We start from the raw sequence: 25,892 nt of genomic DNA on the forward strand, positions 1-25,892 counted from the left end.
CAGCCAAGCCCAGATTATAACGCACTATGAAGCGGCTGGGGGCGGTGGCTGGCTTCGGCGCCAGCCGCCGTTGACTTCGATGACTTGATTGTTGATGAAGGATGATTGGTCGCCAACTAACCATGCAATCGCGCTGGCTACATCGTCGGGCTCGCCCCACCGCGCCAGGATCGCTTCGCTGCGTGCGCGGTGGTCCCAATACTCACTGGTTCCGGCGCCCCAGGCTGTACGAATCCAACCGGGTGCCACACAGTTGACACGCGCCGTCGTACCCGCAGTTTGCGCGAGGCTTTTCGTAAAGGCCATTACGGCGGCTTTGATGGTGCAGAACAATTGACCACTATCGCCTTCCATGCCCTGTGGTGCCTGGTCCCAGCCAATGTTGACCAGGGCCGGTCGCGAGCTGCCTTGATGCTCTTGGGCGCAGACGTTCCAGCGGTCGAGCACCGCGCGACTAATCAGCATGGTCCCGGCCACATCGACTTGCCACAATTCGCTTAGACGCTCTTCGAAGGAACGCTGTCGCGCTTGACCGGTCAGTACATCAGCCCCGGCATTGTTGATCCAAGCGTCGACGCGGCCGCGCCAATTGAATGCGGCGTCGACCAGCTGCCTGAGAGTCTGAGGCTGTCGATAGTCGGCCGTGATTGCCCGCACTTGGGCGCCGAGATCGCGAGCGTCACTACAGGTCTCTTGAAGGCCGCGCAGGTTGCGAGCCGTATGAGCCAAGATTGCATAACCATTGGCGGCCAGTTTCAGAACTGTGGCTCGCCCTATCCCCGAAGCGGCTCCAGTTATCACCGCCACTGGAGCCTCTGGAAAATTCATCGCCTATTTCTTTTCTTTGGCCAACTGCCGGAAATATCCTTCAATGACTTCACGATAGTGCGATGGTAACTGTTGGGTCATGCGTTGCAAGGAGGCTTGCCGTTCGTGCGGCGGCAAGTTGCCCCAGCCCGATCGCTTGCCTTCTTCTTTCTTGTCGACATCACCGGCCGAAGGCGGTTCGCGGGCCAGCTGACTATCCTGCATCGGCTGAGATTTTCCGTTTTGGCGTTGCTGCTCGCCACTTTGCTGTTGCTGTTGTTGCTGTTGCTGTTGTTGCATTTGATCTTCGATTTGCTCGATCATCTTGTCGAGTTTGTCGACGATCTCTTTTTCTTCATCACGAACTTGCGTACCGGCTCGCCCCAAGTCCAGGCGACGCTGCACATCGTTCATCAATCGTGCGACTTCGTCCAACGAGTCATCTTTTAATGGCTGGATGTCCGCGGCCATCAGTTGGGCCACCTGCGTGAAACGGGCCGGCAATTCGTCGCGACGCTGCAACAATAGGTCGACGTTGGTGATGCATTCCTTCTTTTGCAGCAAATTGTGCTGGCAAACCGCACGATAGAAAACCAGCGAAGCTGGATCGCAAACTTGAGCTATTTCCAATCCGTCGAGCGTTTCGAGCCCTTCGTCGTACAAGCGTCGCTGAGCCAAGGCGCGGCCGCAGGCCAAGCGCACTGCATCTTGCAACCAGCCCGGCACATCGCTGCTGAGCCATGGCAGTTCCTTAACCATTACCGGCGGAGCCACAGGGTCGTTCAGTCGGCTGACGACTTCGGCAATTCGCTTGTCGATAATCGACGCGGCGGCCAGAATGCGCTCCAGCAGCGGTGGACCTTGGACCGCTTCAGCGGATTCTTTCCAGGATTGCAGGACCTGTCCGCGGACTTCTTCCGAAGCCTGCGTCTGATCCATATAGCTGATCATGTGCTGCTCGATGACCGCGATATCAGGCCATTTCCACGTAGCTTCTTTTTCCAAGTGGTCAGCTGCAGGTGGACCACCATCGGCCGCCCGAGATGGGAGCGACCCGGTGCTAAAAACCGCACCGCCAACTAGAAACGCTAACCCCAAGGCACTGCCAAACTTGCGCAGGGTTAGCCTGTGAACGCTTGCTCGCTGCATGCTTTCGATCCTTCGGTCCAGTCCGGGCCAAACTCTAAGGAGCATAACGATTATTCTGCCACCGCACGCAGCACTGCACGGCCACCTGGTTTGGGCTAGATACTTCATTCTACCAGGAAGTACAGCGCCGGGCCAATAATAATGCTGACGAATTTCGGCGATTTGTGGCATAGGCTTCCAGCCTGTGTCTTTCTGTCTTCATGCACAGGCTGGAAGCCTATGCCACACGAAGACACAGGCTGGAAGCCTATGCCACACGAAGACACAGGCTGGAAGCCTATGCCACACGAAGACACAGGCTGGAAGCCTATGCCACGCGAAGACACAGGCTGGAAGCCTATGCCACACGAAGACACAGGCTGGAAGCCTATGCCACATAAAACAAACCTGGGGCGTATCCGACCTAGCACGCTCGCTAGCAATTAGATTAAGCTATCGGCTCGGCAGCGAGCCAAGGGCGGTGGTTCGATTCCCGTTTCGAGTGCGAGGAATTGAACGAGAATGCAAATAGATCATACGTTTCAGCAATACGATCGCGAAAATTTCTTCGACGAACTGTTCGACGAAAACGGCCAGCCACGGGTCGGGGCTAGGGTCCTGATCCAGCGAATCAATTCATTGCCTCCAGGCGAATTGAAACAGCGGCAATCCGCGATCGATCGGGCCCTGCTGCGCATGGGCATTACCTTTACCGTCTACGGTAATGACCAGGGCACTGAAAAAATTTTCCCCTTTGATATCGTGCCGCGCATCGTCGAAGCCGACGAATGGCAGACGATCGAAGCTGGCCTCAAGCAGCGTATCGCCGCTCTCAATCGCTTCATCAACGATGTCTACCACAATCAAGAAATCATCGAAGCCGGCATTGTGCCTCGCGAAATCTTGGCCAAGGCCAAGTCCTATCGCGCTCAATGCCATGGCCTCAACCCGCCGCACGGTATTTGGTGCCATATCACCGGTACCGACTTAATTCGCCACGGCGATGGCAAGATCTACGTGCTGGAAGATAACTTGCGATGTCCTTCAGGGGTGTCGTACGTTTTGCAGAATCGCATGGTCATGAAGAGCAGCTTTCCGCAAGCTTTCAAAGATTCGTGTGTGCGGCCGGTGGACAGTTACCCAAGCCGACTTTACGACACCCTGTCCTACCTATCGCAGTCGCAATCGCCAACCATCGTCGTGATGACCCCTGGCATCTATAACTCAGCGTACTACGAACATGCCTTCCTGGCGCAGCAGATGGGCGTGGAACTAGTCGAAGGCCGCGACCTGGTGGTGAAAGATGGTTACGTGACCATGCGCACCACCGATGGCTTCCAACGTGTCGACGTGATCTATCGCCGCATCGACGACGACTTTATTGATCCACTCAGCTTCCGCGCCGATTCGATGTTGGGCGTGCCAGGTCTGATGGACGTCTATCGCCGCGGCAACGTGGCCTTGGCCAATGCTCCTGGCACCGGAGTGGCCGACGATAAAGTTATCTATGCATATGTGCCGGATATGATCCGCTTCTACTTAGGCGAAGAGCCGATTCTGCCCAACGTGCCAACCTACGTTTGCGAACGCGAAGAAGATCGCAAGTATGTGTTGGCTCACTTGGAGGAACTGGTCGTCAAAGCAGCCAACGAAGCTGGCGGTTACGGTATGTTGATCGGACCACATTCGACTGCCGAGCAGCGAGCCGAGTTTGCTCACAAGATCGAGAGCGATCCGCGCAACTACATCGCCCAGCCGACCTTGGCCTTGTCGCGTGTGCCCGTGATGGTCAACGGCAACTTCGAAGGGCGACATGTCGATTTGAGGCCCTACGTCCTGTACGGCAAAGATATTTGGGTGCTGCCGGGCGGACTGACACGCGTGGCCCTTAAAAAGGGTTCCCTGGTCGTCAATTCATCGCAGGGTGGTGGCAGCAAGGACACGTGGGTCGTTGCCAGCAGCGAAAGCGAAATTGACGATTAGGCATCTAGCTGAATCGCACAGCGAACTAGATGAATACAAAAGCGATGGTTCAGCGCTTGGCGCCGGACCTCATTGAATCTTCCGACGCCCCGCGTCGGGCTACAATTTGCGTCAGACTACTTTGGAGTAATCCTGCTGACTATGCTGAGCCGAGTTGCTGAGTCGATTTATTGGATGGCACGCTATATCGAACGTGCCGAAAATCTTGCCCGCTTCATTGATGTTACGCTCACTTTGATTCTCGACCAGCCTTCTTCGGAAGTGCCGCAGTGGGAACCACTAGTCAGTACGACAGGTGATGTCGAGTTCTTTCGCGAACATTACGGCGCGGCCACCGCTGAAAATGTCATTCGCTTTTTGACCTCGGATACTCAATACGCCAACTCCATCATCACTACAGTGCGGGCCGCGCGTGAAAACGCGCGCACCGTGCGTGAATCGATCTCTTCGGAAGCTTGGGAAGAACTGAATGAGTTCTACCACTTTGTTAATTCCGAAGCCAAGAACGATGCGGCTCTGAATTCACCCGGCGATTATTATCGCAGTGTCAAGCAGCACGCGCACCTGTTCAACGGCATCCTGGATGCCACCATGTCACATGACGCAGGTTGGCATTTTGCGAACCTTGGCCGGTTGATGGAACGGGCCGACAAGACCAGTCGCATTCTGGACGTCAAATATTTTACGCTGCTGCCATCGGCCGCCGATGTGGGCACGACGATCGATGATCTGGGATGGTCGGCCGTGCTGCGATCGGTCTCCGGTTTCGAAATGTATCGTCGCAAATACCGCTCCTTGCGCGTCAAGAAAGTAGTCGACTTCTTGATCCTGGATCGCGCCTTTCCACGCTCGGTACAGTTCTGTTTGTCAGGGGCTGAATGGTCGATGCGCGAAATCACCGGTTCGCAACCCTTGACCTATCGTAACTCTGCCGAGCGTCGCTTGGGCAGCTTAAAAGCCGAATTGGCTTACACTGATGTCGATACGATTGTGGCTAGAGGTCTGCATCAATTCATCGACGATCTCCAAACCAAAATCAACGACATCGGCGGCGCGATTCACGAAACTTTCTTTGCCATTCGCCCCGTGGAAAGCACTCCTGCGCCATCTCAATCTCAATCTCAAACACAGTCGTCCCAGACTCAAACGCAAAAACAAGGTTGACAAGTTCCCTCCTCAATTTGTCATCCGCTTCACTTTTTATAGATCCAGCACTGACCTATGGCCATACGCGTCGCTCTGCACCATGTCACTACGTATAACTACGACCGATTGATCAGCTTGGGCCCGCAGATCATTCGTTTGCGACCAGCACCGCACTGTCGCACGCCGATCGTTAGTTATTCGCTAAAAGTCTCACCGCACGAACACTTCGTCAATTGGCAACAGGATCCGCACAGCAATTTTCAAGCGAGGTTTGTGTTCCCCAAACAAACTCGAGCTCTGCGCATCGAAGTTGACCTGGTGGCTGAGATGACGGTCATCAATCCGTTTGACTTCTTCGTCGAACAGTCGGCCGAAGAGTTTCCGTTTGAGTACGATGAATCGCTGACCCGCGACTTGCGGCCGTTTATGGAATGTTTGCCGCTGGCAGCCCACGGCCAGAAATTCTTGGCAAGTGTTGATCGCACGCCGCGTCGCACCGTTAACTTCCTGGTCGATCTGAACCGTCGCGTTCAAGAAGAGATCGGCTACACGATTCGCCTGGAACCTGGTGTGCAGAGCGTCGAGGAATCGCTGACTTCCAAACGCGGTTCGTGTCGCGACTCGGCCTGGCTGTTTGTGCAGATGGCCAGGCACTTAGGCTTTGCAGCCCGATTTGTGTCCGGCTACTTGATCCAGCTAACGGCCGATGTGAAAAGTCTGGATGGTCCCTCAGGGCCGGAAAATGATTTCACCGATCTGCATGCTTGGGCAGAAGTCTTCCTGCCAGGCGCGGGCTGGATCGGATTGGATCCAACCTCTGGTTTGATGGCCGGTGAAGGGCACATTCCGCTGGCCTGCACCCCGGATCCGCAGACCGCGGCGCCGATCTCCGGAGCGCACGATGAATGCGAAGCCGATTTCCAATTCGAGATGAAGATCACGCGCGTGCATGAAGATCCACGCGTCACCAAACCCTACACAGCCGATCAATGGCAAGCCATCGAAGCTCTGGGCAATGCCATCGACGAGCGCTTGCAGCGCGATGATGTGCGACTGACTATGGGCGGCGAACCAACTTTCGTATCGATCGACGATATGGAAGGCGCTGAATGGAATTCAGCCGCCGTGGGTCCCCACAAACGTCGACTCTCCGAGATCTTGATCAAGCGCATGCGCGAGCGTTATGCGCCCGGTGGCATGTTGCACTACGGACAAGGCAAGTGGTATCCGGGTGAATCGCTGCCGCGCTGGGCGCTGGGTTGCTATTGGCGACGCGACGGTTTGCCCGTGTGGCATGATGCGCGACTGATTGCGGACATCGATCATGATTACGGTCTAGGCCTGAGCGCGGCCGCCCGCTTTGTGGAACATCTAACGACCGTGCTGGGCGTCACCGCCCAGTTCATTCGTCCGGCTTACGAAGACATCGCGCATTACGTGCTGAAAGAAGCTCGCTTGCCAGTCAATGTCGACCCACGCGATCCGAAATTAAAAGATCCCGAAGAGCGCGCACGTATGGCCCGCGTCTTTGAACGCGGGATCGAAAAACCCGTCGGCCTGGTGCTGCCACTGCAAAGACAATGGTGGCAGTCGCGGCATCGCTGGGTCAGTGGACCATGGCCCACCCGCAGCGATCGACTGTTCTTGTTGCCGGGTGATTCGCCAATTGGACTGCGCCTGCCGCTGGATTCGCTGCCGGTGGTCATCACCTCCAGCGTCTTGCCTTTTAATCCAGTCGATCCAACCGTCGCCCTGCCTCCCCTGCCCCATCCGCTTTATCGCAAGCAGGGTTATGTCGAAGCGCCCAAAAGCGCCAAGTCGATTAAGGGAATTAGCGAGCAAGAGCTGCCAGCAGGCGGTGATCATAGCGGCGATCAGTTACCCGAATCGATTATCGAATCGGATGGCACCGTCACTGGCGGTATGAGCGTGCGCACTGCCTTGTGCGTTGAACCGCGCCATGGCCGTTTGCACATCTTTATGCCACCCGTGGAGTCGCTGGAGGACTATCTCGAAATCATCTCCGCAGTTGAAGCCACTGCCGAACACTTGCAAATGCCTGTGGTCATCGAAGGCTATCTGCCGCCCAACGATCCTCGGCTGAACAATATCAAGGTCACTCCCGATCCCGGTGTGATCGAAGTCAATATTCATCCGGCCACCAACTGGCCTGAATTGGTTGCCACGACCACTGGGTTATACGAAGAGGCTCGACTGACGCGACTGGGTACTGAAAAGTTTGACCTCGACGGCAAACATTCGGGCACCGGTGGTGGCAACCACGTGGTCATTGGTGGTGCTACGCCACTGGATAGTCCATTCTTGCGACGGCCTGATTTGCTCAAGAGTTTAATCGGTTATTGGAACAACCATCCCTCGCTGTCGTACCTCTTTAGTGGTCGCTTCATTGGGCCGACCAGCCAGGCGCCGCGCGCCGACGAAGGCCGCCAGGATGCGATCTACGAACTGCAGTTGGCCTTTGCCCAAGTGCCACCTGCGGGCACCTATTGTCCACCGTGGATGGTCGATCGCATCTTCCGTAATTTGTTGATCGACTTGACAGGCAACACGCATCGCGCCGAATTTTGTATCGACAAACTTTATTCGCCCGACAGCAGTTCAGGTCGTCTAGGTTTGCTGGAGTTTCGGGGCTTTGAAATGCCACCGCATGCGCAGATGAGTCTGACGCAGCAGTTGATGATTCGCGCGCTGGTATCACATTTCTGGCGTGAACCTTACACTCGGCCGCTGACCGTCTGGGGCACTTCGCTGTACGATCGCTTTATGTTACCGCACTTTGTGTGGGAAGATTTTGCTGATGTGATCAGTGATCTGCAAACGGCGGGTGTGCCCATGGAACGCGCTTGGTTTGCGCCTCACTACGAGTTTCGCTTTCCGGTGATTGGCGATTTGAATTTCAAAGATTTGTTCGTCGAATTTCGCTCGGCCATCGAGCCCTGGAATGTCCTGGGCGAAGAACCTGGAGGCGGGGGAACGGTGCGCTTTGTGGATTCATCTGTCGAAAGATTGCAAGTCAAGGTGGCTGGACTATATGGGGATAGATTTGCTATCACATGCCAAGGACGTCGATTGCCATTGCATCCAACGGGCGTTCCAGGCGAATATGTAGCGGGAGTACGTTACAAGGCCTGGGCTCCGCCGAGCGCTTTGCATCCGACAATTCCTGTGCATACGCCGCTGGTTTTCGATATCCTGGATACATGGACCAATCGATCGCTCGGAGGTTGCACGTACCACGTCGCCCATCCGGCAGGCAGAAACTACCAAACTTTCCCAGTTAACGCATTTGAAGCAGAAGCACGGCGTGCGGCTCGATACTTCCGTATGGGGCATTCGCCAGGTTACCGGCCACCACCTCCCGCCGAACGGAATCCGGCCTTTCCGCTAACGCTCGACCTGCGTCGGACCCCACATCCCTAATGAACGCACCGGCCGAAAACGCTTCCGCTACTGGGTTGTTTGCTGAATACAAACCCAGCTCCGAAACGTATGACGAAGCGTTTGACGGCGGAGTTTTGCGGCCTCACTACCGTTCCCTGGTCAAACACATGGATGCGATGGGTGTCGATACACTCAAGTCGCGGTGGGAACGTGTGCAACGACAAATCAACAACGATGGCGTGACGTTCGCGATACGCGACGCCAACGAAGCCACGCGCCCTTGGCGCTTGGACGCGATGCCCGTCATTCTCAGCGCCCAGGAATGGGAAGGTATTGCCGCGGGTTTGGTGCAGCGCGCTCGGCTCTATGAGTTGATCCTGGTTGATCTCTTCAGCAATCGATCGCTGCTGGTGGATCGCTTGTTGCCACCCGAAGCCCTGTTTGCCAATCCTAGTTTCTGTCCCGCTTACCAAGATCTCAATGCCAGTCATCAGCGGTACCTGCAATTGTTCGCCGCTGACCTGGCCCGCGCACCGGATGGCAAGTGGTGGGTAACCGGCGACCGCACGCGCGCCCCATTTGGCTTGGGATACTTGCTCGAAAATCGCATTATCACTTCGCGCAACTTGCCGGTCCCCTTTCGGCAATGCCGCGTACATCGACTCGCGCCGTTCTTCAAGACGCTGCGCGAATCATTGCAGGAGTTGGCTCCGCGCTCCAAAGAAAACCCACGCATTGTCCTGTGGACCAAAGGCCCTCACAGCGTCTCGTATGTCGAAGATGCTTACCTGGCTCGCTATCTGGGCTATACCTTGGCCGAAGGAGACGACCTGGCAGTGCGCGAGAATCGCGTCATGCTCAAGACGCTCGGCGGACTCTTGCCAGTCGAAGTGCTGTTTCGGCGCTTGGATGACGACGATTGTGATCCGGTTGAGTTAGCGCCGGATTCGGGTTCGGGCGTTTCAGGACTGGTGGAGGTGCTGCGCTGCGGTGAGGTTTCAATCGCCAATTCACTGGGTAGCCGCTTGGTTGAATCGCCGATTTTGTTGCCGTTCATCGCGAACATCTGCCGTCATCGACTGGGTGAAGAGTTACTGATTCCGACCGTGCCAACCTGGTGGTGTGGCGATGCAAACGCGCGCAGTTATGTGCTCGAGCATTTGAACGACCTCTTGATACGCCCTGCTTTTCGCACCTACGATTCACCGGCTGCGCAGCCAGCCCGCTTGTCGGCAGCAGCGCGTGAGACGTTGATTGCGCAGATCAATGCCAAGCCCTGGGCGTACGTGGCACAACAGCCGATTCAACGTTCGACCGTGCCAGTGTGGGGCGATGGACAACTGCAGCCGTGGTCATTCGCGCTCCGCGGCTTTGTGGTCGAAAAGCATGGCCAGTACATACCGCTGCCTAGTGGCCTAGGGCGAGCCGCTTCCAATCCAACCGCCCTTGAGCAAGTTATGACCGCTGGTGAACTCAGCCAGGATGTGTGGGTGCTCAGTGAGCGGCCGGTTGAAGAAACCACTTTGCTGGCCACGACCAAAGAGAATTTAACGCTGCGTCGCAGTGGCGATGACTTGCCCAGTCGTGTGGCTGACAATCTGTTTTGGTTGGGCCGCAATGTGGAGCGGGCTGAATCGCAATCACGTTTGCTGCGCACCGCGCTGATGCGACTGGTTGGTGAGCGTGAGGACGTACCCGAGATGCCAGTGCTCTTGCGAGCCCTGGCCGAGCGCGGCCAGATCGAGCCCGATTACGTCATCGAAGAGCTGAACCAGAACTTGCCAGAAATCGCCGAAATGCTGCCCCTGTCGGCGTACGATGAACGCTTGTCGATGAGCTTGCGAGCCAGCATTCACCAGGCGGTGCGCATTGCGTCAAAAGTTCGCGACCGCGTGGCTCTGGACTTGTGGCGCATCGTGACGCGTATTGAAGAGACCAGTCGCGCGCCGGCCAAACGCAAACCTGACGCGGCCGAATCGATTGCGATGCTGGATCAACTGGTGACCGAACTGGTCGCGCTGTCCGGTTTGGCGGCGGAGAGTATGACGCGAACTCAGGCCTGGCGTTTCCTGGATATGGGGCGTCGAATCGAACGCGCTTGGCAAACAGCCATCCTCTGTCGCTCGACCATGGCGACGCCGACTGCGCATGAGAACGAGGTACTCGAAGCGGTCATGGTTACGCTCGACAGCGTCATGACCTATCGCTCGCGCTACCTGGCCAGTATCCAACCGGCACCGGTGATCGACCTGGTGATTACCGACGAAACAAACCCGCGCTCCTTGGTCTATCAACTGGCGATGATCAGCACGCATGTGGATCACTTGCCACGCTCGGCTGTTGACGGACCGCGTTCCATCGAGCAGCGTTTCGCGCTGGCATTGCTCAACGCTGTGCGATTGGCCGATCCGTATGAACTGGCGCGCGTGGATGCGCAGCAAAGTCGTTCGGCGCTGGCGCGGCTGTTGGATCGCGTGGTCGATATCTTGCCAAAATTGGCCGATGCGATCTCCGGCAAGTTTCTCATTCATGCTGGCCAACAGCGACATTACGCGCTTGGACAGGATACGAAGCGATGAGATACAAGATCACTCATACCACTTCGTACATTTACGAATCACCCGTGCGGGTCTGCCACAACCTGGTCATGTTGACGCCGCGCGATGATGCACATGTGCGCGTGCGTTCGCACAAGCTTACGATTCTGCCCAAGCCACAGTTGATGCATGGTCGCGAAGATTTCTTCGGCAATCGCTTTCACGCATTCTCGATTGAGGAAAATCATCGTCAATTGAAAGTGACTTCAGTCAGTCGCGTACGGGTCGTCCCTCGCAAACTGCCGTCAGCGGAAACGACATTGCCCTGGGAATCGGTGGTGGCGATGATCGCCGGCAGACTTGACTTGGGTGTTGAGTCGCCCAGCAATCAGAGCTGGATTGATGCCACCAAGTATCTTTACGATTCGCGGCGCGTGCATCGCTCGCAGGCGTTTGCCGACTACGCACTGCAGGACTTTACACCTGGCCGACCAATTCTATTGTGCGCTCAAGCCCTGACAGCTCGAATTCACAAAGAGTTCACTTACGATACCGCGGCAACCTTCGTCAACACGATGCCCTCGGAGGCCTTGGCGCTGAAGCGTGGTGTCTGCCAGGACTTTGCCCAGATTGCGATCAGTTGTTTGCGCTCGATTGGTCTACCGGCGCGTTATGTCAGCGGATACTTACGCACGGTGCCGCCCCCGGGCAAGCCACGCCTGGTGGGGGCTGATCAATCGCATGCCTGGTTCAGCTTGTACTGTGGCGGCCAGGCAGGTTGGGTTGATTTGGATCCCACCAACAATTGCGTCGCTGCCAAAGATCATATTCCGATTGCCTGGGGCCGTGACTACCACGATGTAGTCCCAGTACGCGGCGTCTTTTTAGGCGGCGGCAATCATGGTCTGAAGGTTAGCGTCGATGTGCTACCGCTTCGAGAGAAGTAGCGACCGTCGCCAGTCGTGTCCGTAGCCACCGTCGCCAGACGGTGGACTCATCCGTAGCCACCGTCGCCAGACGGTGGACCTGGTCCGTATCGCATCCACCACTTGGCAGCGGTGGCTACCACTTAGGCATTGGCCGAGCACAGCTTCACTGCTTCTTCCTTGGTCGCAGCTTGGTCAAAGGGAGCTGCCTTACCGTTGCCCGAAGCGATCAGTTTGCACATGCGAAAGAGTTCTTGCACGAACTCGCTGAGGTTGCAGAGCACGATGCGATCGATGCCGGATTGACGGCGGATAGCTAGAAACGCCAAGAAAGCGATGCTGCCCAAATGTTTCACGTTCGATAGATCGATAACCACGTTGCGAGCGCCCGATTGTTCGATCGCCGGTATTACACCTTCTCGCAAATTCTGAACTTCTTTGACATCCCGCAGTTGCTCGGCAAGTACGTTGACGACCAAGATGTTGCCTTCCAGCGAACAAGCTACGGTACTGTTATCGGTCTTCATCTCAATTCGATTCCTTGCCTGCTGGGCGAGTTAAACAAGTCATTGTAACAATTGATCACGCCACGCTTTTACACGTGTCGCTTCGGCGGTGGCTGTCTCTGTGCTATCGCGTTCCAATCGCTCGGCCGCGGACTGGAGCGCCTGGGCTGCGCGATAGGGATGATGTTCATTTTGCGCCGCAATCATCAACCATTGTCCTACGGCTAGTGGACCTCGATCGATACGCGATAAACGGTCAGCCAAAAATTCGGTGGGACCAAGTTGCATGGGTAACGAGAGCGTATCCCGAGCTTCGAACCACTTGTTCATTCGACCAGTTGTCTCAGGTGGTGGCACCGCGCGCCACAGTTGCACTGCGGCCATCTTGGCGATCGTCTTGTTGGGTCCGGCCTGCAGCTTTTGCAGCATTTGCTTGGCTTCTTCATGGCGATCGGTCAGCAGTAGCCAACTGGCCCCCAGTAAATTGGCCCACGGGTCTTTGTCATTGATCCACGCGTGAGCGGCGTCCAGGATGCCAGGTGTAACTTCGCGCGACGTCCAGTTCAACGGTATCGTGGCCAGCACGAAATCCGGAGGCGATTGCTGAGTTAACAATAGGAAATACTTGCCAGCTGACTCCGGTTTGCCCAGTGCTTCGAACGATTCCACAATCTCCGACAGCAGGATCACTAACTGCCACTGGGCCGCGCGATCATTGCGCAACACCTCAGCATTCTTGCGCAGAACTTCGACGTACTTGCGATCCACAAAGCGTTGATGAGCGGCGGCGGTTGCCTCGGTATCCCACTGGACCTCGATGCGTTCGATACGATCGCTGGCCAGCTTGTGTGGCTTGCCTTCGGTGTCGATGTACTCAATAAACTGACTGTTCAGCTTCTCAATACTGCCTTCGATAACAGTCGTTTGGTGCGGATTCCAGGCGTTGGCTGGTCGCGGTAAATCAGGTCCGTAATGGATGCGATCCTGCGCGACAACCGATGCGCAGATCAGCGATAGCAAGATGGCAATTTCAACTTTTAACGTGCAAACCACGACGGTTGATCTTCCTGTCAAGCAAACTCTTGCGCGCTCTGCAACGCGGCAGCCGCTTCGATGGCACTGGTTGTATCGCAGACGATCGCCCCGTCTCTCAAGACCAGGTTGCGTTTGGCGGTCTTGGCTACAGCCAGATCGTGAGTCACCAGGATTACGGTCAGATTATGTTCCGCGTTCAGCTTGGCAAACAGTTCGATGATTTCGCGACTGGTTCGGGTATCAAGATTGCCCGTCGGCTCATCGCCCATCAACATACTGGGGTTGGTAGCCAAAGCGCGGGCGATGGCCACGCGCTGCTGTTGTCCGCCGGAGAGTTGACCGGGATGGTGATCATGACGATCGGCCAGGCCGACCAATCTCAGGGCTTCGATGGCTCGTTCGCGGCGTTCTTTGGCCGTTAAGGATTTACCATACAGCAGCGGCAGTTCAACGTTTTCCAGAGCCGATGTGCGGGCGAGCAAGTTGAAATTTTGAAACACGAAGCCGATTTGCTTGTTGCGAATTCGCGCGCGTTGCTCGCGCGACATGGTGACGACTTCTTCACCGCCCAGCAGGTAACTGCCGCTGGTGGGGCGATCCAAGCAGCCCAACGTATTCATCAGCGTCGACTTGCCGGAACCCGAAGGACCGATTAGTGCGACCGATTCGCCACGTTCGATTTTTAGCGTCACATCGCGCAGCGCATGGACTTCGACTTCGCCCATCACGTAGACTTTGGAGACGTTGGTCAGTTCAATCAGCGCCATCGATATTAAAACCTGCCACGGCGGCGCAAGAGATATTCCATCAGCGCCTTGTCATAAGGTTGGCTGGTATCCAACGGTACGTAGTCGATGCGCATTTGTTGCAGGTCTTTCTCCAAACGTGTGCGCATCTGGTTGACCGCCGCGCGATAGTCGGCGCCGGCGTCAGCCGCGTTGACATTCTGCCGTTCGCCGGTCTCCGGGTCGATCAGTTCTACATTGCCGCTGAAGGGAAAGGTCACTTCGGCTTCGTCCAGCACATGGAAGATAATGATGTCGTGTCCCGAGTGTCTCAAGTTGCGCAGAGCTTTGAACATACTGGTTTCGTCAGTCAGCAGATCACTCATCAGCATAATCAAACTGCGATGCCGAAGCATGGCAGCCAGTTGCGTCAGCGACCCAGCCAAGTCGGTTTGGCCGGCGACCTTCAACTTGGTCAGTTGGCTGAGAATCGTCGGCAGCTGCGAACGCCGGCTCCGCGGGGGCACACAAGCTTTGAGGTGCGTATCAAAAGTGACAAGCCCCACGGGATCTTGTTGCTGGATCATGAGATAACTCAAGGCGGCTGCCAGGCATATTGAATAGTCTAGCTTGGTTAATTGTTGGCGATACGTATAGTCCATCGACTTGCTCAAGTCGATCGCCAGGTACCCAGTCAAGTTCGTTTCGGATTCGAATTTCTTGACGTAATACTTCCCCGTTTTCGCGTAAGCCACCCAATCGATGTCTTTGGGATCGTCACCGGCAGCGTACCGCCGATGTTCACTGAACTCGACGCTAAAGCCGTGATAGGGGCTAGCATGCAATCCCTGCAAAAATCCACGCACCACCATCTGCGCGCGCAAATCCAAACGCTTGATCTGCGCCGCCAGTTCCGGTTTCAGATATTGTTCAACAGCTACCATAGCGCGTAAGTATAGCATGAGCTCCTATAGTGCGGCTGTCCCGGGAGGGCAAAGGTCCTCCTGAGCCCAACACCGAAAATGTAGAGCAGCTGTCCTCAGCTGCTCGGCACCTTCCAACCGAATCTTCAACCGACCATTGGTCCGGGAGGGCGAAGGGGCGAAGGTCCTCCTGAGCCAAACACCCTCGTGAATCACGGACATAGATGCGGGGACCCACCCAGTTCCCACCGTCGCAATTTCGGACAAGCAGTATGAAGAGACTTTGGTTAGAGGGTGCTGAGCAGCTGTGGACAGCTGCTCTACACGAGGTGACGTTACTCCCCGGCTGTTCTTCGGAGTGGCTTGTTCACAACCTTTAGCAGAGGGACGGTGGTGGGACCGCCGTGGAAGGTGCGGCCGCTGTCGAGATAGTGATCGTAGACGAACACGCCATGTTTGGCATTGCCGGCTCGCAAACAACGCAAGATCGATGGATTGCCACACTCGGGGCACTCCACGCGCAAGCCATGATTATCCAGCAATTGATGCAGCAGCTTGGCAAAGCGTTGATTCTCTTCCAGCGATCCAAATCCCCAGCCGTGAAACTGCTGCACGCGCGACTCAATGGCGCGGCGAATCTGCTGCTGTTGCACGCTGATCTCGTCAGCCAACTGCTGCATTTGCTCGACCGCTTGACCAATCGTGGCACCAGGTAAACTCATTCGCTGGCGCAGTCCGCCGTATACCCGTTCGCCGACTAGTTGAATGGAACGCAGGAAGAGCTTCTTCTGTTCCGGAGCCAAAGGCTGTTCGGTATGTGGCAAGGCCAGTTCCACCAACGCGATTGGTTCGCCCAAGTGCATGACGGGACCAAACAGCAGTGCGTGACTGGTTGGGCTGCTGCTGGCAGAGGCTTTGCTTTTGGGTGCTTGCGGTTCAGCCAGCATCGATTGCCGTTGTCGCCAGGCTAACTGGACCAGCTTTTCATGTTTCTTCTGATCGAGCGTCGACTGGATGATGCGATCCATTTGATAAGGCACACCAAAGATCGCGCCGCCAGAGGCATGGGCTTTCAGCCATACGACGCCCGCCATCGCCGAAAAAAGCTCGCACAGTTGCGGGACGAGTTGTTCAAGAAAAGATTGCAACGGCAGATCGCCATCGACCAGCTTGGCCAGTTTCTTGATATGGGAACTCGTCGGCAGCGATGCATTGCCAGGCAATTCCTGCAATGCGTGCTCGAGGGTATCTGTACTCATGCAGTTTCCTACCTGGTCGTTACGCCTTCATCCCAAGGACGAATTTGCCAATTCGATGCCACTAGCGCCTGAAAGTTCCGGCCTATCGCTCTGCCTCTAAGGCATTCGACGGTGCCAAATCAGCGTTGGTAAAGGTTTCTTCGGGGAAAAAATTTTCCACATCGATATTTTCAAACGCTGCTCGGCATGTTTATACTCTACGTACGAACATGGCCGATTGTCGATACCGGGATGGATGAAAAATACGAAAACTAGTTTTCGGGCTTTTTCCTGGGAACTTTGAGTTTTATAGCTCATCCAAACCCCCAAGTTCCGGGGGCGAGTCCGGGTTGCCAAGGCTGTGGAATTGGTATAACCATACCAGGCATGGCCACGGATTGGGTCAAATCGTTAGTCCTCACCAACCGGGCGGGTTGCATGGTCGCGTGAGGCACTTAACTTCAAATCTGCAATCAACACCGATCAGCCACCAGTGGTAAGGTAAGTATGTCCTCAACTCCCTCGCAAGAAACCGTTGAGCAAACCAAACAGCAGATTCGTGGGCTGATCAACGAGATCTCCGATCTCTCGCGATCGGATCATCCGGCCGACGAATATTATCCAGCGGTCCTCCAACGCATCATCGACGCCCTGGCTGCGATCGGTGGCGCGATTTGGTTGATCGACGAAGCTGGTTCGCTGCGGCTGAGTTACCAGATCAAAGTCAATCAGAATCTCTTGCAAGCCGACAGCGAAGATGCGATGCGGCACGGCAAACTGCTCTCCCGCATGTTCGCTCGGGGGCAATCGGACCTGGTACCGCCTGGGGCTTATATCGGCGAAGATCAATCCGAAGGCAATCCCACTCCGTTCTTGCTCGTGCTCTCACCACTATCGAGCGGCAAACGGTCGATGGGGATCATCGAGATTTTCCAGCGGCCAGACTCGGCTCCCAACATTCAACGCGGCTATCTGCGATTCCTGGATCAAATGGCCGGATTGATCGGCGAATGGTTAAAGGGCCACACGCTCAAGCAGGTCTCGGATCGTCAACACCTGTGGCAACAGGCCGACCACTTTGCTCGCTTGGTTCACGATAATCTAGAACTGCGCGATACCGCCTACACGATTGCCAACGAAGGTCGCCAAGTGATCGAATGCGATCGCGTCAGCGTCGCTATCAAGAAAGGCGGCAGCTGCAAGGTTATTGCCATCAGCGGTCAAGACACGATCGAAAGTCGCTCGAACATCGTTTCAGCACTTAACAAGCTCACCTCGCGCGTGGTCGCCGCTGGTGACCCGCTGTGGTACGACGGTTCGGTCGAAGATCTGCCACCACAGTTAGAAGAAGCTATCGAAGACTACGTCGATCTCTCGCATGGACGCACCGTGGCTGTGCTGCCGATTCGTCGACCTGAAAAAGTGGTCGAAGGCGACGTGATGTCCAAGCAACATGTGCAGCGCGAAGACTTGTCGGCTCGTGAGATCATCGGCGCGCTGGTCATTGAGCAAATTGAAAGCCAATTGCCGTCGGATCTGCTGCGTTCGCGCGCCGACTTAGTATACGAACATACAGCTCGCGCTCTAGCCAATTCGCTTACACACAACAATCTGTTCTTGATGCCCTTGTGGCGCGGACTGGGTCGCGCGACTTGGTTCTTCCGCGGTTCGGCTCTGCCCAAGACCGTGGCCATTTTGACCCTGTGCGCAATTGCTTTGCTACTGCTGTTCCTGGTGAGGATCAACCACGATCTGGAAGCCAACGGTACGTTGCAACCGGTCGGTCAAAAACAAGTCTTCGCCCACGTCGATGGCGAAGTGGTCGAAGTTTACGTCGATCATGGTTCCAAAGTGAAGAAAGGTGATCCACTGGTCAAGTTGCGGAATCGTGACTTGGAAATCGAGATCACCAATATCGAAGGCCAACGTCAAGAAACCAACGAGCAGATCGCGACGCTGGGCGCGCAGATCAACTCCAAAGCCTTTCAAAACGATCCGACAGAAAAGGTTCGCATGCAGGCCCAGTTGAACGAAGCCATCGTTCGCAAGCAGGCCCTGGATGCTCAGTACCAACTGCAAGTCGAAAAATACAACCAGCTAATTCGGCTCAGTCCCATCGATGGCGAGGTAATGACTTGGGACTTGAGAAAGAACCTCAACAATCGACCAGTGGTTACCGGCCAGATCTTGGTCACGGTGGCCGATACCAATTCCGACTGGGAACTCGAACTGCTCATGCCCGAAAAACGCATGAAGTATCTCGACAACGCGTTCTCCGAACTCAAGGTGGATGCTTTGCCAGTTGAATACATCATGGTTACGGACCCATCGGTCACGCTCAAAGGCAAACTTGAAAGAGCCAATGTGCACGGCCGAGCCGAACTGGATCAAGCTGAAGGTGCGGTCGTTAAGCTCCGCGTCAAACCAGACGACGTTAACGCGCTGTCCAAGCGTCCTGGCGCTGAAGTCAAAGCTGACGTTGTTTGCGGCAAAGCCTCCGCAGCCTTCGTGTGGTTCCACGAAGTAATCGAGTGGATTTATGCCAACGTAGTCTTCTAGCGTTCTGCGTAACTGTTCTCCTTTCCATTTTCACATCAGCATCGACTCCCCTACCTTTTCGCAATCCTCGGGAGATTGAATATGAAAATCGCCAAGTCAATCAAGTGGACCGCAGCCCTCGGCGTCGGCATGTTGGCCGCCGTCGCAGGTGCACAGTCACCACAACCACCAGCTTTGAATCCAGCCAATTCGCAAGCTCAGAATCCACTGCCCGAAGCCCCTGGGCGTTCGCCGCTGGGTAGTGCGTTCTCACCGACGACTCCTCGCGAACCATCGCTCAGCGGTAACTCGATCACTAATGTTAAAGGTGCCGTGAAGTGTTTGCATGACATTAAACTAGCGGCTCAAGCCGACGGTATCCTGCAAGAATTGCTGGTGGACGAAGGCGCCGCAGTTGAAAAGAACCAAATGGTTCTAGCCGTCGATGACCGCACTGCGCAGGCAGAAGTGGCCGTAGCGCAGAAAGAGTTCGAAGCGGCTAACGCGCAAGCCAAGCAAGATGCGAACCTGCGATTCTCCAAGAAGGTTTCGGAAGTCTCCGACGATGAATACATTGAGGTCAAAGGCCTGTACGACAAGGGCTCGTCCTCCAAGCAAGAGACCCGCCGCAAACTGCTAGAGGCTGAGAAAGCTCGCTTGGGCATCGAAGTAGCCGAAGTTGATCACGCCAAAGATATCCTGGCCGCCGCTGTGGCCAAAGAAAAAGTGCAAGCTGCTCAAGTTCAGTTGACGCTGCGCAAAGTCACTTCACCCTACGACGGCATCATCGTAGAGCGTTACCGCGATCAAGGTGAATGGGTCAAAGCCGGCGAACCGATCTTGCGTTTGGTGCACATGAAAGAAATGCGCATCGAAGCGATCGTGCCTGTCCATAGCTCCGACGCCGCACGACTGCACAACGCCATCATGACCATTCGCATCCCAATCAATGGTAAAGAGTGGACTCACACCACCCGCGTCGAATTCGTCAGCCCAGTAGTCGAAATGGCCACTTGTCGAATTTGGGCCAAGGTTCCCAACACCGTTGGCGGTAACGCGTGGGTCCTTCGCGACGGCATGCAAGCTGTAGTCGACTTGACCTTCGCCATTCCCGAATAACCCTGTGGCATAGGCTTCCAGCCTGTGTCTAAATGTGGCATAGGCTTCCAGCCTGTGTAGAACTAAAGAAACTAAAACGGTACAGGCTAGAAGCCTATGCCATAGGTACAGGCTAGAAGCCTATGCCACACCCAGCACACCTCCAGCCAAACCAGCTAATCTCATGACCACAATGGCCGACAGTCTAGTCAACAGCGCAATGCGGCCGCTGAAGCTGCGCTGTCGTCCGGACTTGATCGCCAAAAAGCATAAATATCATGGTCGCGTCTACTGGGTTATCAAAGAACCGGTCGGCCTGAACTACTTCCGCTTCCATGAGGAAGAGTTCGCCATTCTGAATATGCTCGATGGCAAAACCAGCTTGCATGACATTAAAGAGGCATTCCAGCGCCAGTTTGCACCCCAGCGCATTACCCTGCAAGACTTGCAGCAATTCGTTGGTATGTTGCACCGCAGCGGGTTGGTGATCTCCAACGCCAGTGGTCAAGGCCGGCAATTGCGTCGGCGCGGTGACCAGCGCAAGAAGAAAGAACTGTTGGGCAAGTTGGCCAACGTTTTTGCACTGCGTTTTCGCGGTATCGATCCCGAACGCATACTCAACTTTTTGATTCCGTTCACCTGGTGGCTGTTCACGCCCCTGTGCGTCGTCTTCGTGGCGCTCTTTGGACTGAGCGCACTCATGCTGGTAGGTCTGGAGTATCACGAGTTTCGTGCCAAACTGCCCACGTTCGAACAGTTCTTCGCGGCTGACAAGTGGATCTACTTGGGCTCGACGATGGCGATCGTCAAGATCTTACACGAGTTTGGGCACGGCCTGAGTTGCAAGAAGTTTGGTGGCGAGTGCCACGAGATGGGGCTGATGTTCCTCGTGTTCACTCCATGTCTGTACTGCAATGTATCTGACTCGTGGATGTTGCCCAATAAATGGCACCGTGTGTTTATCGGCGCGGCGGGTATCTATGTCGAATTGATATTGGCCTCGATCGCGACTTGGATTTGGTGGTTCAGTACCGACGGCATGGTCAACTTTTTGTGTCTGTCGGTGATGTTTATCTGTTCGGTTAGCACCGTCATGTTTAACGGCAATCCGCTGTTACGCTTTGACGGTTACTACATCCTGATGGATATTCTCGAAATTCCTAATCTGCGTCAGAAGAGCACGGAGATTCTGAAGCGCTGGTTCCAGCAGTACTGCTTAGGCTTAGAACTGCAAGACAACCCGTTCTTGCCGCATCGCAATCGATTCTGGTTCGCGCTTTATACAGTAGCTGCGGTAGTCTATCGTTGGGTAGTTGTCTTTTCGATTATTCTGTTCTTAAACAGTGTTCTAGAACCTTATGGTTTGAAGTCAGTTGGCAGGCTGATTGCCATCTCGGGTTTGGTTGGCATGATTGTTCAACCGCTGTGGGCCACGATCAAGTTCTTCCGTACGCCTGGTAGGGCCAGTAAAATGAAACGCAATCGAGTTTTGACGACAGCGGTTGTAGGTACCGCCTTGGTAGGCACCTTGGCCTTCTTACCATTGCCATTCCACGTCGATTGCGCCATGGATATTCAGCCTCAAGACGCGTCGCAAGTCTTTGCGATGGTTCCCGGTCACTTGGTTCGCTGGCACAAACAGCCCGGCGATACTGTAGCCGCTGGTGATCCGATTGCCGAACTGGATAGTGCTGATGTGCGACTACAAGTCGTTAAGAGTTTCGGTGAATTAGAAACCGCCCGAGCTCGGTTGTCTGCTCTGGAAGATTCCAAGTTTAACGATCCGCAAGCTTTGGCGCTCTTGCAAGTCAACAATGAAGTTGTAGCCAGCAAAGAGCATTTATACAACCGAGCCATGGAACGCGCGGAGATGTTAGTCGTGCGTTCGCCAGTTGCCGGTACAGTTATTCAGCCACCCAACAAACCAGATCAAAAAGGCGCCGGCGGTGAAGAACAATTGCCAGGCTGGAGCGGAAATCCTTTCGCATCTAAGAATGATGAAGCCTTCTTCGCCCAATCCGACCTGCTATGCATGATCGGTGAACCCCAGAAGATGGAAGCCGTGCTGGTTGTCGACCAGGCCGACATCGACCTGGTCAAAGAAGGCCACGAAGTCGATATGAAGATCGAATCGGCTCGACTGAATACCTTCAGCGGACAGATTGGCACGATCAGCAAAGCCGAGATGAAGAGCTTGCCTGAGAATTTAGGTACTCAAGCCAGTGGCGGTGTTGATACCGAAATGGATGCCAGCGGCCGCATGCGACCAATGAGCACTTCTTATCAAGCCCGAGTGCCCTTGTCGGATGCTAAAGTCCCACTGCGCGCCGGTTATCGAGGCTATGCCAAAATCTATGTCGGCTGGAAGTCAGTCGGCTGGCGTTTTTATCGTTTTCTAGCCCGCACATTCCGTTTTGAAATGTAAGGTAGTTTTGTTTTTGGTATAAAGCGATTTCGAGGTCGTCCCATGCAGTTTAACGTTAAACTGCACGTCAGCGAAGTCAGCAAAATAGTTGTGTGATCAATCGTTGATCACGTCACAAGGAGGCTGCCCTCAAGCAGTCTGGGAGTATCACTCATGTCGAAAGAAACAGACGTTATGGAACAAGAAGCACCAGCCGCAGAAACCCGCGCACCACAACAAGTGCAAGTTCAAGTCAAGGACGATGACGTATCGGCTTGCTACGCCAACTTCTGCCGCGTTACTGGCTCGCCCGAAGAACTGATCGTTGACTTCGGTCTGAACCCACAACCAGTTGGCATGCCTAAGGACCCAATCCATGTCAAGCAGCGCGTGGTCATGAACTTCTACACCGCCAAGCGTCTGTTGGCCGCTCTGCAAATGTCCGTTCAACGTCACGAAGCTGTCTTCGGCGTTCTGGAAACCGACATTCAAAAGCGCTTGCGCGTTCAAAGCCAGTCGTAAGGACAGGCCGCCGGCCCGCACCGGGTCAGCTTTGGCTATGCTACAAGCCCTGGAGCAAATTTTTGCTCGAGGGCTTGTTTTGTTTTACAATCAGGCTTCAGGCTTCAGACCACAGGCTTCAGACTTCCATGAAACTATTTGTCGTATTCCTCAGCATGTTCTTGGCTGTGCCCGCGCTAGCTGAAGATCCCGTTTTCTCGGGGCCGCAAGTTGGTGAAGCTCTGCCGGAATTCAAAGTGCGCGGCGTCTTGGGCGAACAAGCGGGTAAAGATCTCGACTTCGTCGCCGAGGCCAAGGGCAAGCCCATCTTGCTTGTCTTTGTACATCAACTCAATCGACCAGCAATCGCTTTCACGCGAACCCTGACCGCTTATTCAGTCAAACGCCTCGACGATGGTTTACACACCGGCGTCGTGTGGCTGGACGAAGATGCGACTACCGGCGAAAGTTCGATCAAACGCATTCAGCATGCGCTAACCGCGGAGGCGCCTATCGGAGTATCGCCCGATGGCCGCGAAGGTCCTGGCAGCTACGGCTTGAATCGTAAAGTTGCTTTGACTGTGTTGTTGGCTAAAGACAACAAAGTCACAGCTAACTTTGCCTTGGTCCAGCCCAGCTTACAAGCCGATCTGCCGAAAGTGCTGCAGTCAATCGCCGATGTCGTCGGAGGTCCAGTTGCCAAACTCGAAGACATAACTAAACCGTAGGTGTTAGCCTCGGTTATTGAACCCACCTAAACCGCAGGCGTTAGCCTCGGTTCAACACACACTAAGCCGCAGGCGTTAGTCTCGGTTGCAGTACATTGAGTAGGTAGTGACGCGAACATTCATCCGCCGCAGTACCGATTGCTTGACCCCCTGGCTGATCTTCTCAGCTAGTCTCTGCGGGCTTTGTTTGCTTTCTTCCGCCGCCGATCCCGTCGACTTTCATACGGAAATCATTCCGCTGCTGACGCGATCGGGATGCAATGCGGGTGCATGTCACGGCGCGGCTATCGGTCGTGGCAATCTGCAACTGTCCCTCTTGGGCAGCCGACCCGCCGATGATTATGTCAATCTCGTCTATGCCTTCGAAGGCCGGCGCGTCAATGTGGAACACGTTGATACAAGCCTGGTGCTCCGCAAACCGAGCAGCCAATTGGATCACGGCGGAGGCGATGTCCTGCCAGTGGATTCAGTCGGTTTCCAGTTGCTCAAGCGCTGGATTGTCGAAGGTGCCCGTCCTGGCCGCGCCGAGCCACTGCAGGAGTTTCGTATCGACGCGCAAGTGGTTAAACAACAGCCTGATCGGATCGTCGACCTCACAGCGTGGGCCACGTGGACCGCGGACCAAACGCGTAATGTAACCTCGCTCACACTCTTCACCGCCGATGATCCTGACGCAGTTCAGTTTGTCAATCAGAGTGCGGGCGCTGACTCGCAACGTATTCGCCTGCTGCGACCGGGCCAACATGTGGTCTTGGCTCGTTATCTCGATCGAGTTGTGCCGATTCAAGTTCGCTTGCCATTTGAGACCGACACGGAACAGCCACTGAGTCCCCAACTGGCTGGCAATAACTTTATTGATCAAGAGATCCATCAGTTGCTCGCGGACGTGCGCTTAGAGGCTGCACCTGCTATTGATGACTATGGGTACTTGCGCCGCGCCACTTTGGATTTGACGGGACGTCTGCCTGATGCGGCCACCGTTGAGGAATTTGGAGCCGATGAACGCCCCGACAAACGCGCGCGAATGATTGATCGTTTGTTGGCCAGCGCCGCGTTTGTTGATTACTGGACGTTGCGGACGGCTCGTCTGCTCGAGTTGCACGGACTGCCCAACGAAAGTCGATCGATCGACGCGTATCACCAGTGGATACGTCAAACGATTGCCAGTGGCACAGCCTGGCCGGAGATGGTGCACCAACTGCTAACCGCTACTGGCGATGCCGAGCAAGTTGGTCCCGCAAATTTCGCGCGCATGGTTAATGATCCGCGCGCGCATGCAGAACTGGTTAGCCGTGTCTTCATGGGTGCGCGCCTGGGCTGCGCCAATTGTCACGATCATCCCTTGGACCGCTGGACTCAAGCCGACTATCACGGCCTGGCCTCCATTCTGGCTCGCGTGGATCGCGGACCACAAGTGCGGCTGATGGAACGTGGCGCCGTCACCAATCCGCGTACCCGTCAGCCAGCGACACCCCGTCTGCCCGGGGCTCGCGATCTGGTCGATAACACCGCGCCGCTGGATGCACTGGCAACATGGCTCACAGACGAATCTTCAGAAACACTCGCTCGCGCGTTCGCCAATCGCCTCTGGCAATCCATGCTGGGTCGTGGCCTGGTCGAAGCGGTCGACGACCTGCGCGACACCAATCCGCCGTCGCATCCAGAGCTGCTCGACAAGTTGGCCAGTTCAACGTTCACGCATCAATATGACCTGCGTTACTTGTTGCGAACCATCGCGCTGTCGGAGAGTTATGCGCGCGCAAGCACGACCCGGGCCGACGCGTTCTATGCTCATGTGCCATGCAAGCCGCTGCCACCGGAAGTATGGTTGGATGCCATCGCCGACGTTACTGGCGTCGTGCCCGACTTGAGTGCCAGCAACTTGAATGATGTTACGGGCAATGTGCGAGCTGTACACGTCGTAGATCCGCTGATGAAGGTCCCCGCCCTCGACAGCTTGGGCCGTTGCTCGCGTGTCAACTGTGGAACTTCGAGTGCCCAAGTTGGACTGGCTACCCAGTTGCACCTGGTCAATGGCCAGCTAATCAACGGGGCTCTGCGCGACCCGAACAGCCGCTTGGGGCGCATGTTGGCGGCGCGCATGCCGTACCAAGTGATCGTGAAAGAGTTCGTGACGCTCGCCTGGTCTCGCCCACCGACCGACCAGCAGTTATCAATTTGGTGCCAGCAGCTCGATAGCCCAGAAGCTTTGGAAGACTTTCTGTGGGCGGTGCTCAGTAGTGACCAGTTTCAAAAGAACCACTGAT

At 55.4% G+C, this 25,892-nt stretch carries 18 protein-coding genes; 11 read left to right on the plus strand and 7 right to left on the minus strand.

Features of this window, described 5'->3' with window-relative positions; genetic code table 11:
• Positions 1-24: 24 nt before the first annotated feature.
• Together SH573x_RS11630 and SH573x_RS11635 are read right to left on the minus strand one after the other, a co-directional pair.
• Positions 25-828 (minus strand): SDR family NAD(P)-dependent oxidoreductase, encoded by an 804-nt coding sequence (locus SH573x_RS11630; protein ID WP_479355181.1) that lies wholly within the window; start codon positions 826-828, stop codon positions 25-27.
• Positions 829-831: 3 nt separating this feature from the next.
• Positions 832-1,956 (minus strand): hypothetical protein, encoded by a 1,125-nt coding sequence (locus tag SH573x_RS11635; RefSeq protein WP_479355183.1) that lies wholly within the window; start codon positions 1,954-1,956, stop codon positions 832-834.
• A gap of 501 nt (positions 1,957-2,457) precedes the next feature.
• On the opposite strand from SH573x_RS11635, the gene SH573x_RS11640 reads away from it, so the two are divergent.
• From SH573x_RS11640 to SH573x_RS11660, 5 genes are all read left to right on the plus strand, one after another.
• On the plus strand, positions 2,458-3,918 hold the full coding sequence (locus SH573x_RS11640) for a circularly permuted type 2 ATP-grasp protein (protein ID WP_479355185.1): 1,461 nt from the start codon (positions 2,458-2,460) through the stop codon (positions 3,916-3,918).
• A 141-nt stretch (positions 3,919-4,059) separates the two neighbouring features.
• Entirely contained in the window at positions 4,060-5,082 is a 1,023-nt protein-coding gene (locus tag SH573x_RS11645; protein ID WP_479355187.1) for an alpha-E domain-containing protein, read from the plus strand.
• 57 nt (positions 5,083-5,139) lie between these two features.
• On the plus strand, positions 5,140-8,505 hold the full coding sequence (locus SH573x_RS11650) for a transglutaminase family protein (protein ID WP_479355188.1): 3,366 nt from the start codon (positions 5,140-5,142) through the stop codon (positions 8,503-8,505).
• The gene (locus tag SH573x_RS11655) at positions 8,505-11,045 is read left to right on the plus strand and encodes a circularly permuted type 2 ATP-grasp protein (RefSeq protein WP_479355190.1); all 2,541 of its coding nucleotides are present in this window, start codon (positions 8,505-8,507) and stop codon (positions 11,043-11,045) included. Before SH573x_RS11650 ends, SH573x_RS11655 begins: the two co-directional genes overlap by 1 nt.
• Complete coding sequence (locus tag SH573x_RS11660) at positions 11,042-11,950, plus strand: transglutaminase family protein (RefSeq protein WP_479355191.1); 909 nt, start codon at positions 11,042-11,044, stop codon at positions 11,948-11,950. Before SH573x_RS11655 ends, SH573x_RS11660 begins: the two co-directional genes overlap by 4 nt.
• Before the next feature lie 122 nt (positions 11,951-12,072).
• On the opposite strand, the gene SH573x_RS11665 is transcribed toward SH573x_RS11660, so the two are convergent.
• The 5 genes from SH573x_RS11665 to SH573x_RS11685 form a co-directional block, all read right to left on the minus strand.
• Entirely contained in the window at positions 12,073-12,456 is a 384-nt protein-coding gene (locus tag SH573x_RS11665) for an STAS domain-containing protein (RefSeq protein WP_479355192.1), read from the minus strand.
• Positions 12,457-12,495: 39 nt separating this feature from the next.
• Entirely contained in the window at positions 12,496-13,488 is a 993-nt protein-coding gene (locus tag SH573x_RS11670; protein WP_479355194.1) for a hypothetical protein, read from the minus strand.
• A gap of 17 nt (positions 13,489-13,505) precedes the next feature.
• Positions 13,506-14,237: an ABC transporter ATP-binding protein gene (locus SH573x_RS11675; RefSeq protein WP_479355196.1), complete on the minus strand. Its 732-nt coding sequence runs from the start codon at positions 14,235-14,237 to the stop codon at positions 13,506-13,508.
• A gap of 5 nt (positions 14,238-14,242) precedes the next feature.
• A complete protein-coding gene (locus tag SH573x_RS11680) occupies positions 14,243-15,157 on the minus strand; it encodes a DUF58 domain-containing protein (RefSeq protein ID WP_479355198.1) in 915 nt (304 codons plus the stop codon).
• A gap of 296 nt (positions 15,158-15,453) precedes the next feature.
• Positions 15,454-16,377 (minus strand): hypothetical protein, encoded by a 924-nt coding sequence (locus SH573x_RS11685; RefSeq protein WP_479355200.1) that lies wholly within the window; start codon positions 16,375-16,377, stop codon positions 15,454-15,456.
• Positions 16,378-16,863: 486 nt separating this feature from the next.
• Here SH573x_RS11685 and SH573x_RS11690 point away from each other — a divergent pair, with 486 nt between their 5' ends.
• The 6 genes from SH573x_RS11690 to SH573x_RS11715 all read left to right on the plus strand — a co-directional run bounded on the left by SH573x_RS11690 (position 16,864) and on the right by SH573x_RS11715 (position 25,891).
• The gene (locus SH573x_RS11690; RefSeq protein ID WP_479355201.1) at positions 16,864-18,915 is read left to right on the plus strand and encodes an efflux RND transporter periplasmic adaptor subunit; all 2,052 of its coding nucleotides are present in this window, start codon (positions 16,864-16,866) and stop codon (positions 18,913-18,915) included.
• A gap of 81 nt (positions 18,916-18,996) precedes the next feature.
• Positions 18,997-20,013 (plus strand): efflux RND transporter periplasmic adaptor subunit, encoded by a 1,017-nt coding sequence (locus SH573x_RS11695; protein WP_479355203.1) that lies wholly within the window; start codon positions 18,997-18,999, stop codon positions 20,011-20,013.
• A gap of 172 nt (positions 20,014-20,185) precedes the next feature.
• Positions 20,186-22,417, plus strand: coding sequence for a hemolysin D (locus SH573x_RS11700; protein WP_479355205.1), 2,232 nt, complete (start codon positions 20,186-20,188; stop codon positions 22,415-22,417).
• A gap of 153 nt (positions 22,418-22,570) precedes the next feature.
• Positions 22,571-22,918 carry a DUF3467 domain-containing protein gene (locus tag SH573x_RS11705; RefSeq protein ID WP_479355207.1) on the plus strand — a complete coding sequence of 116 codons (348 nt, stop codon included), beginning with the start codon at positions 22,571-22,573 and terminating at the stop codon, positions 22,916-22,918.
• A gap of 128 nt (positions 22,919-23,046) precedes the next feature.
• Positions 23,047-23,625 (plus strand): hypothetical protein, encoded by a 579-nt coding sequence (locus tag SH573x_RS11710; RefSeq protein WP_479355208.1) that lies wholly within the window; start codon positions 23,047-23,049, stop codon positions 23,623-23,625.
• A 106-nt stretch (positions 23,626-23,731) separates the two neighbouring features.
• Positions 23,732-25,891, plus strand: coding sequence for a DUF1549 domain-containing protein (locus SH573x_RS11715; RefSeq protein WP_479355210.1), 2,160 nt, complete (start codon positions 23,732-23,734; stop codon positions 25,889-25,891).
• Position 25,892: the final 1 nt, after the last annotated feature.

The sequence above is a fragment of the Rania fehmarnensis genome, from assembly GCF_056494185.1.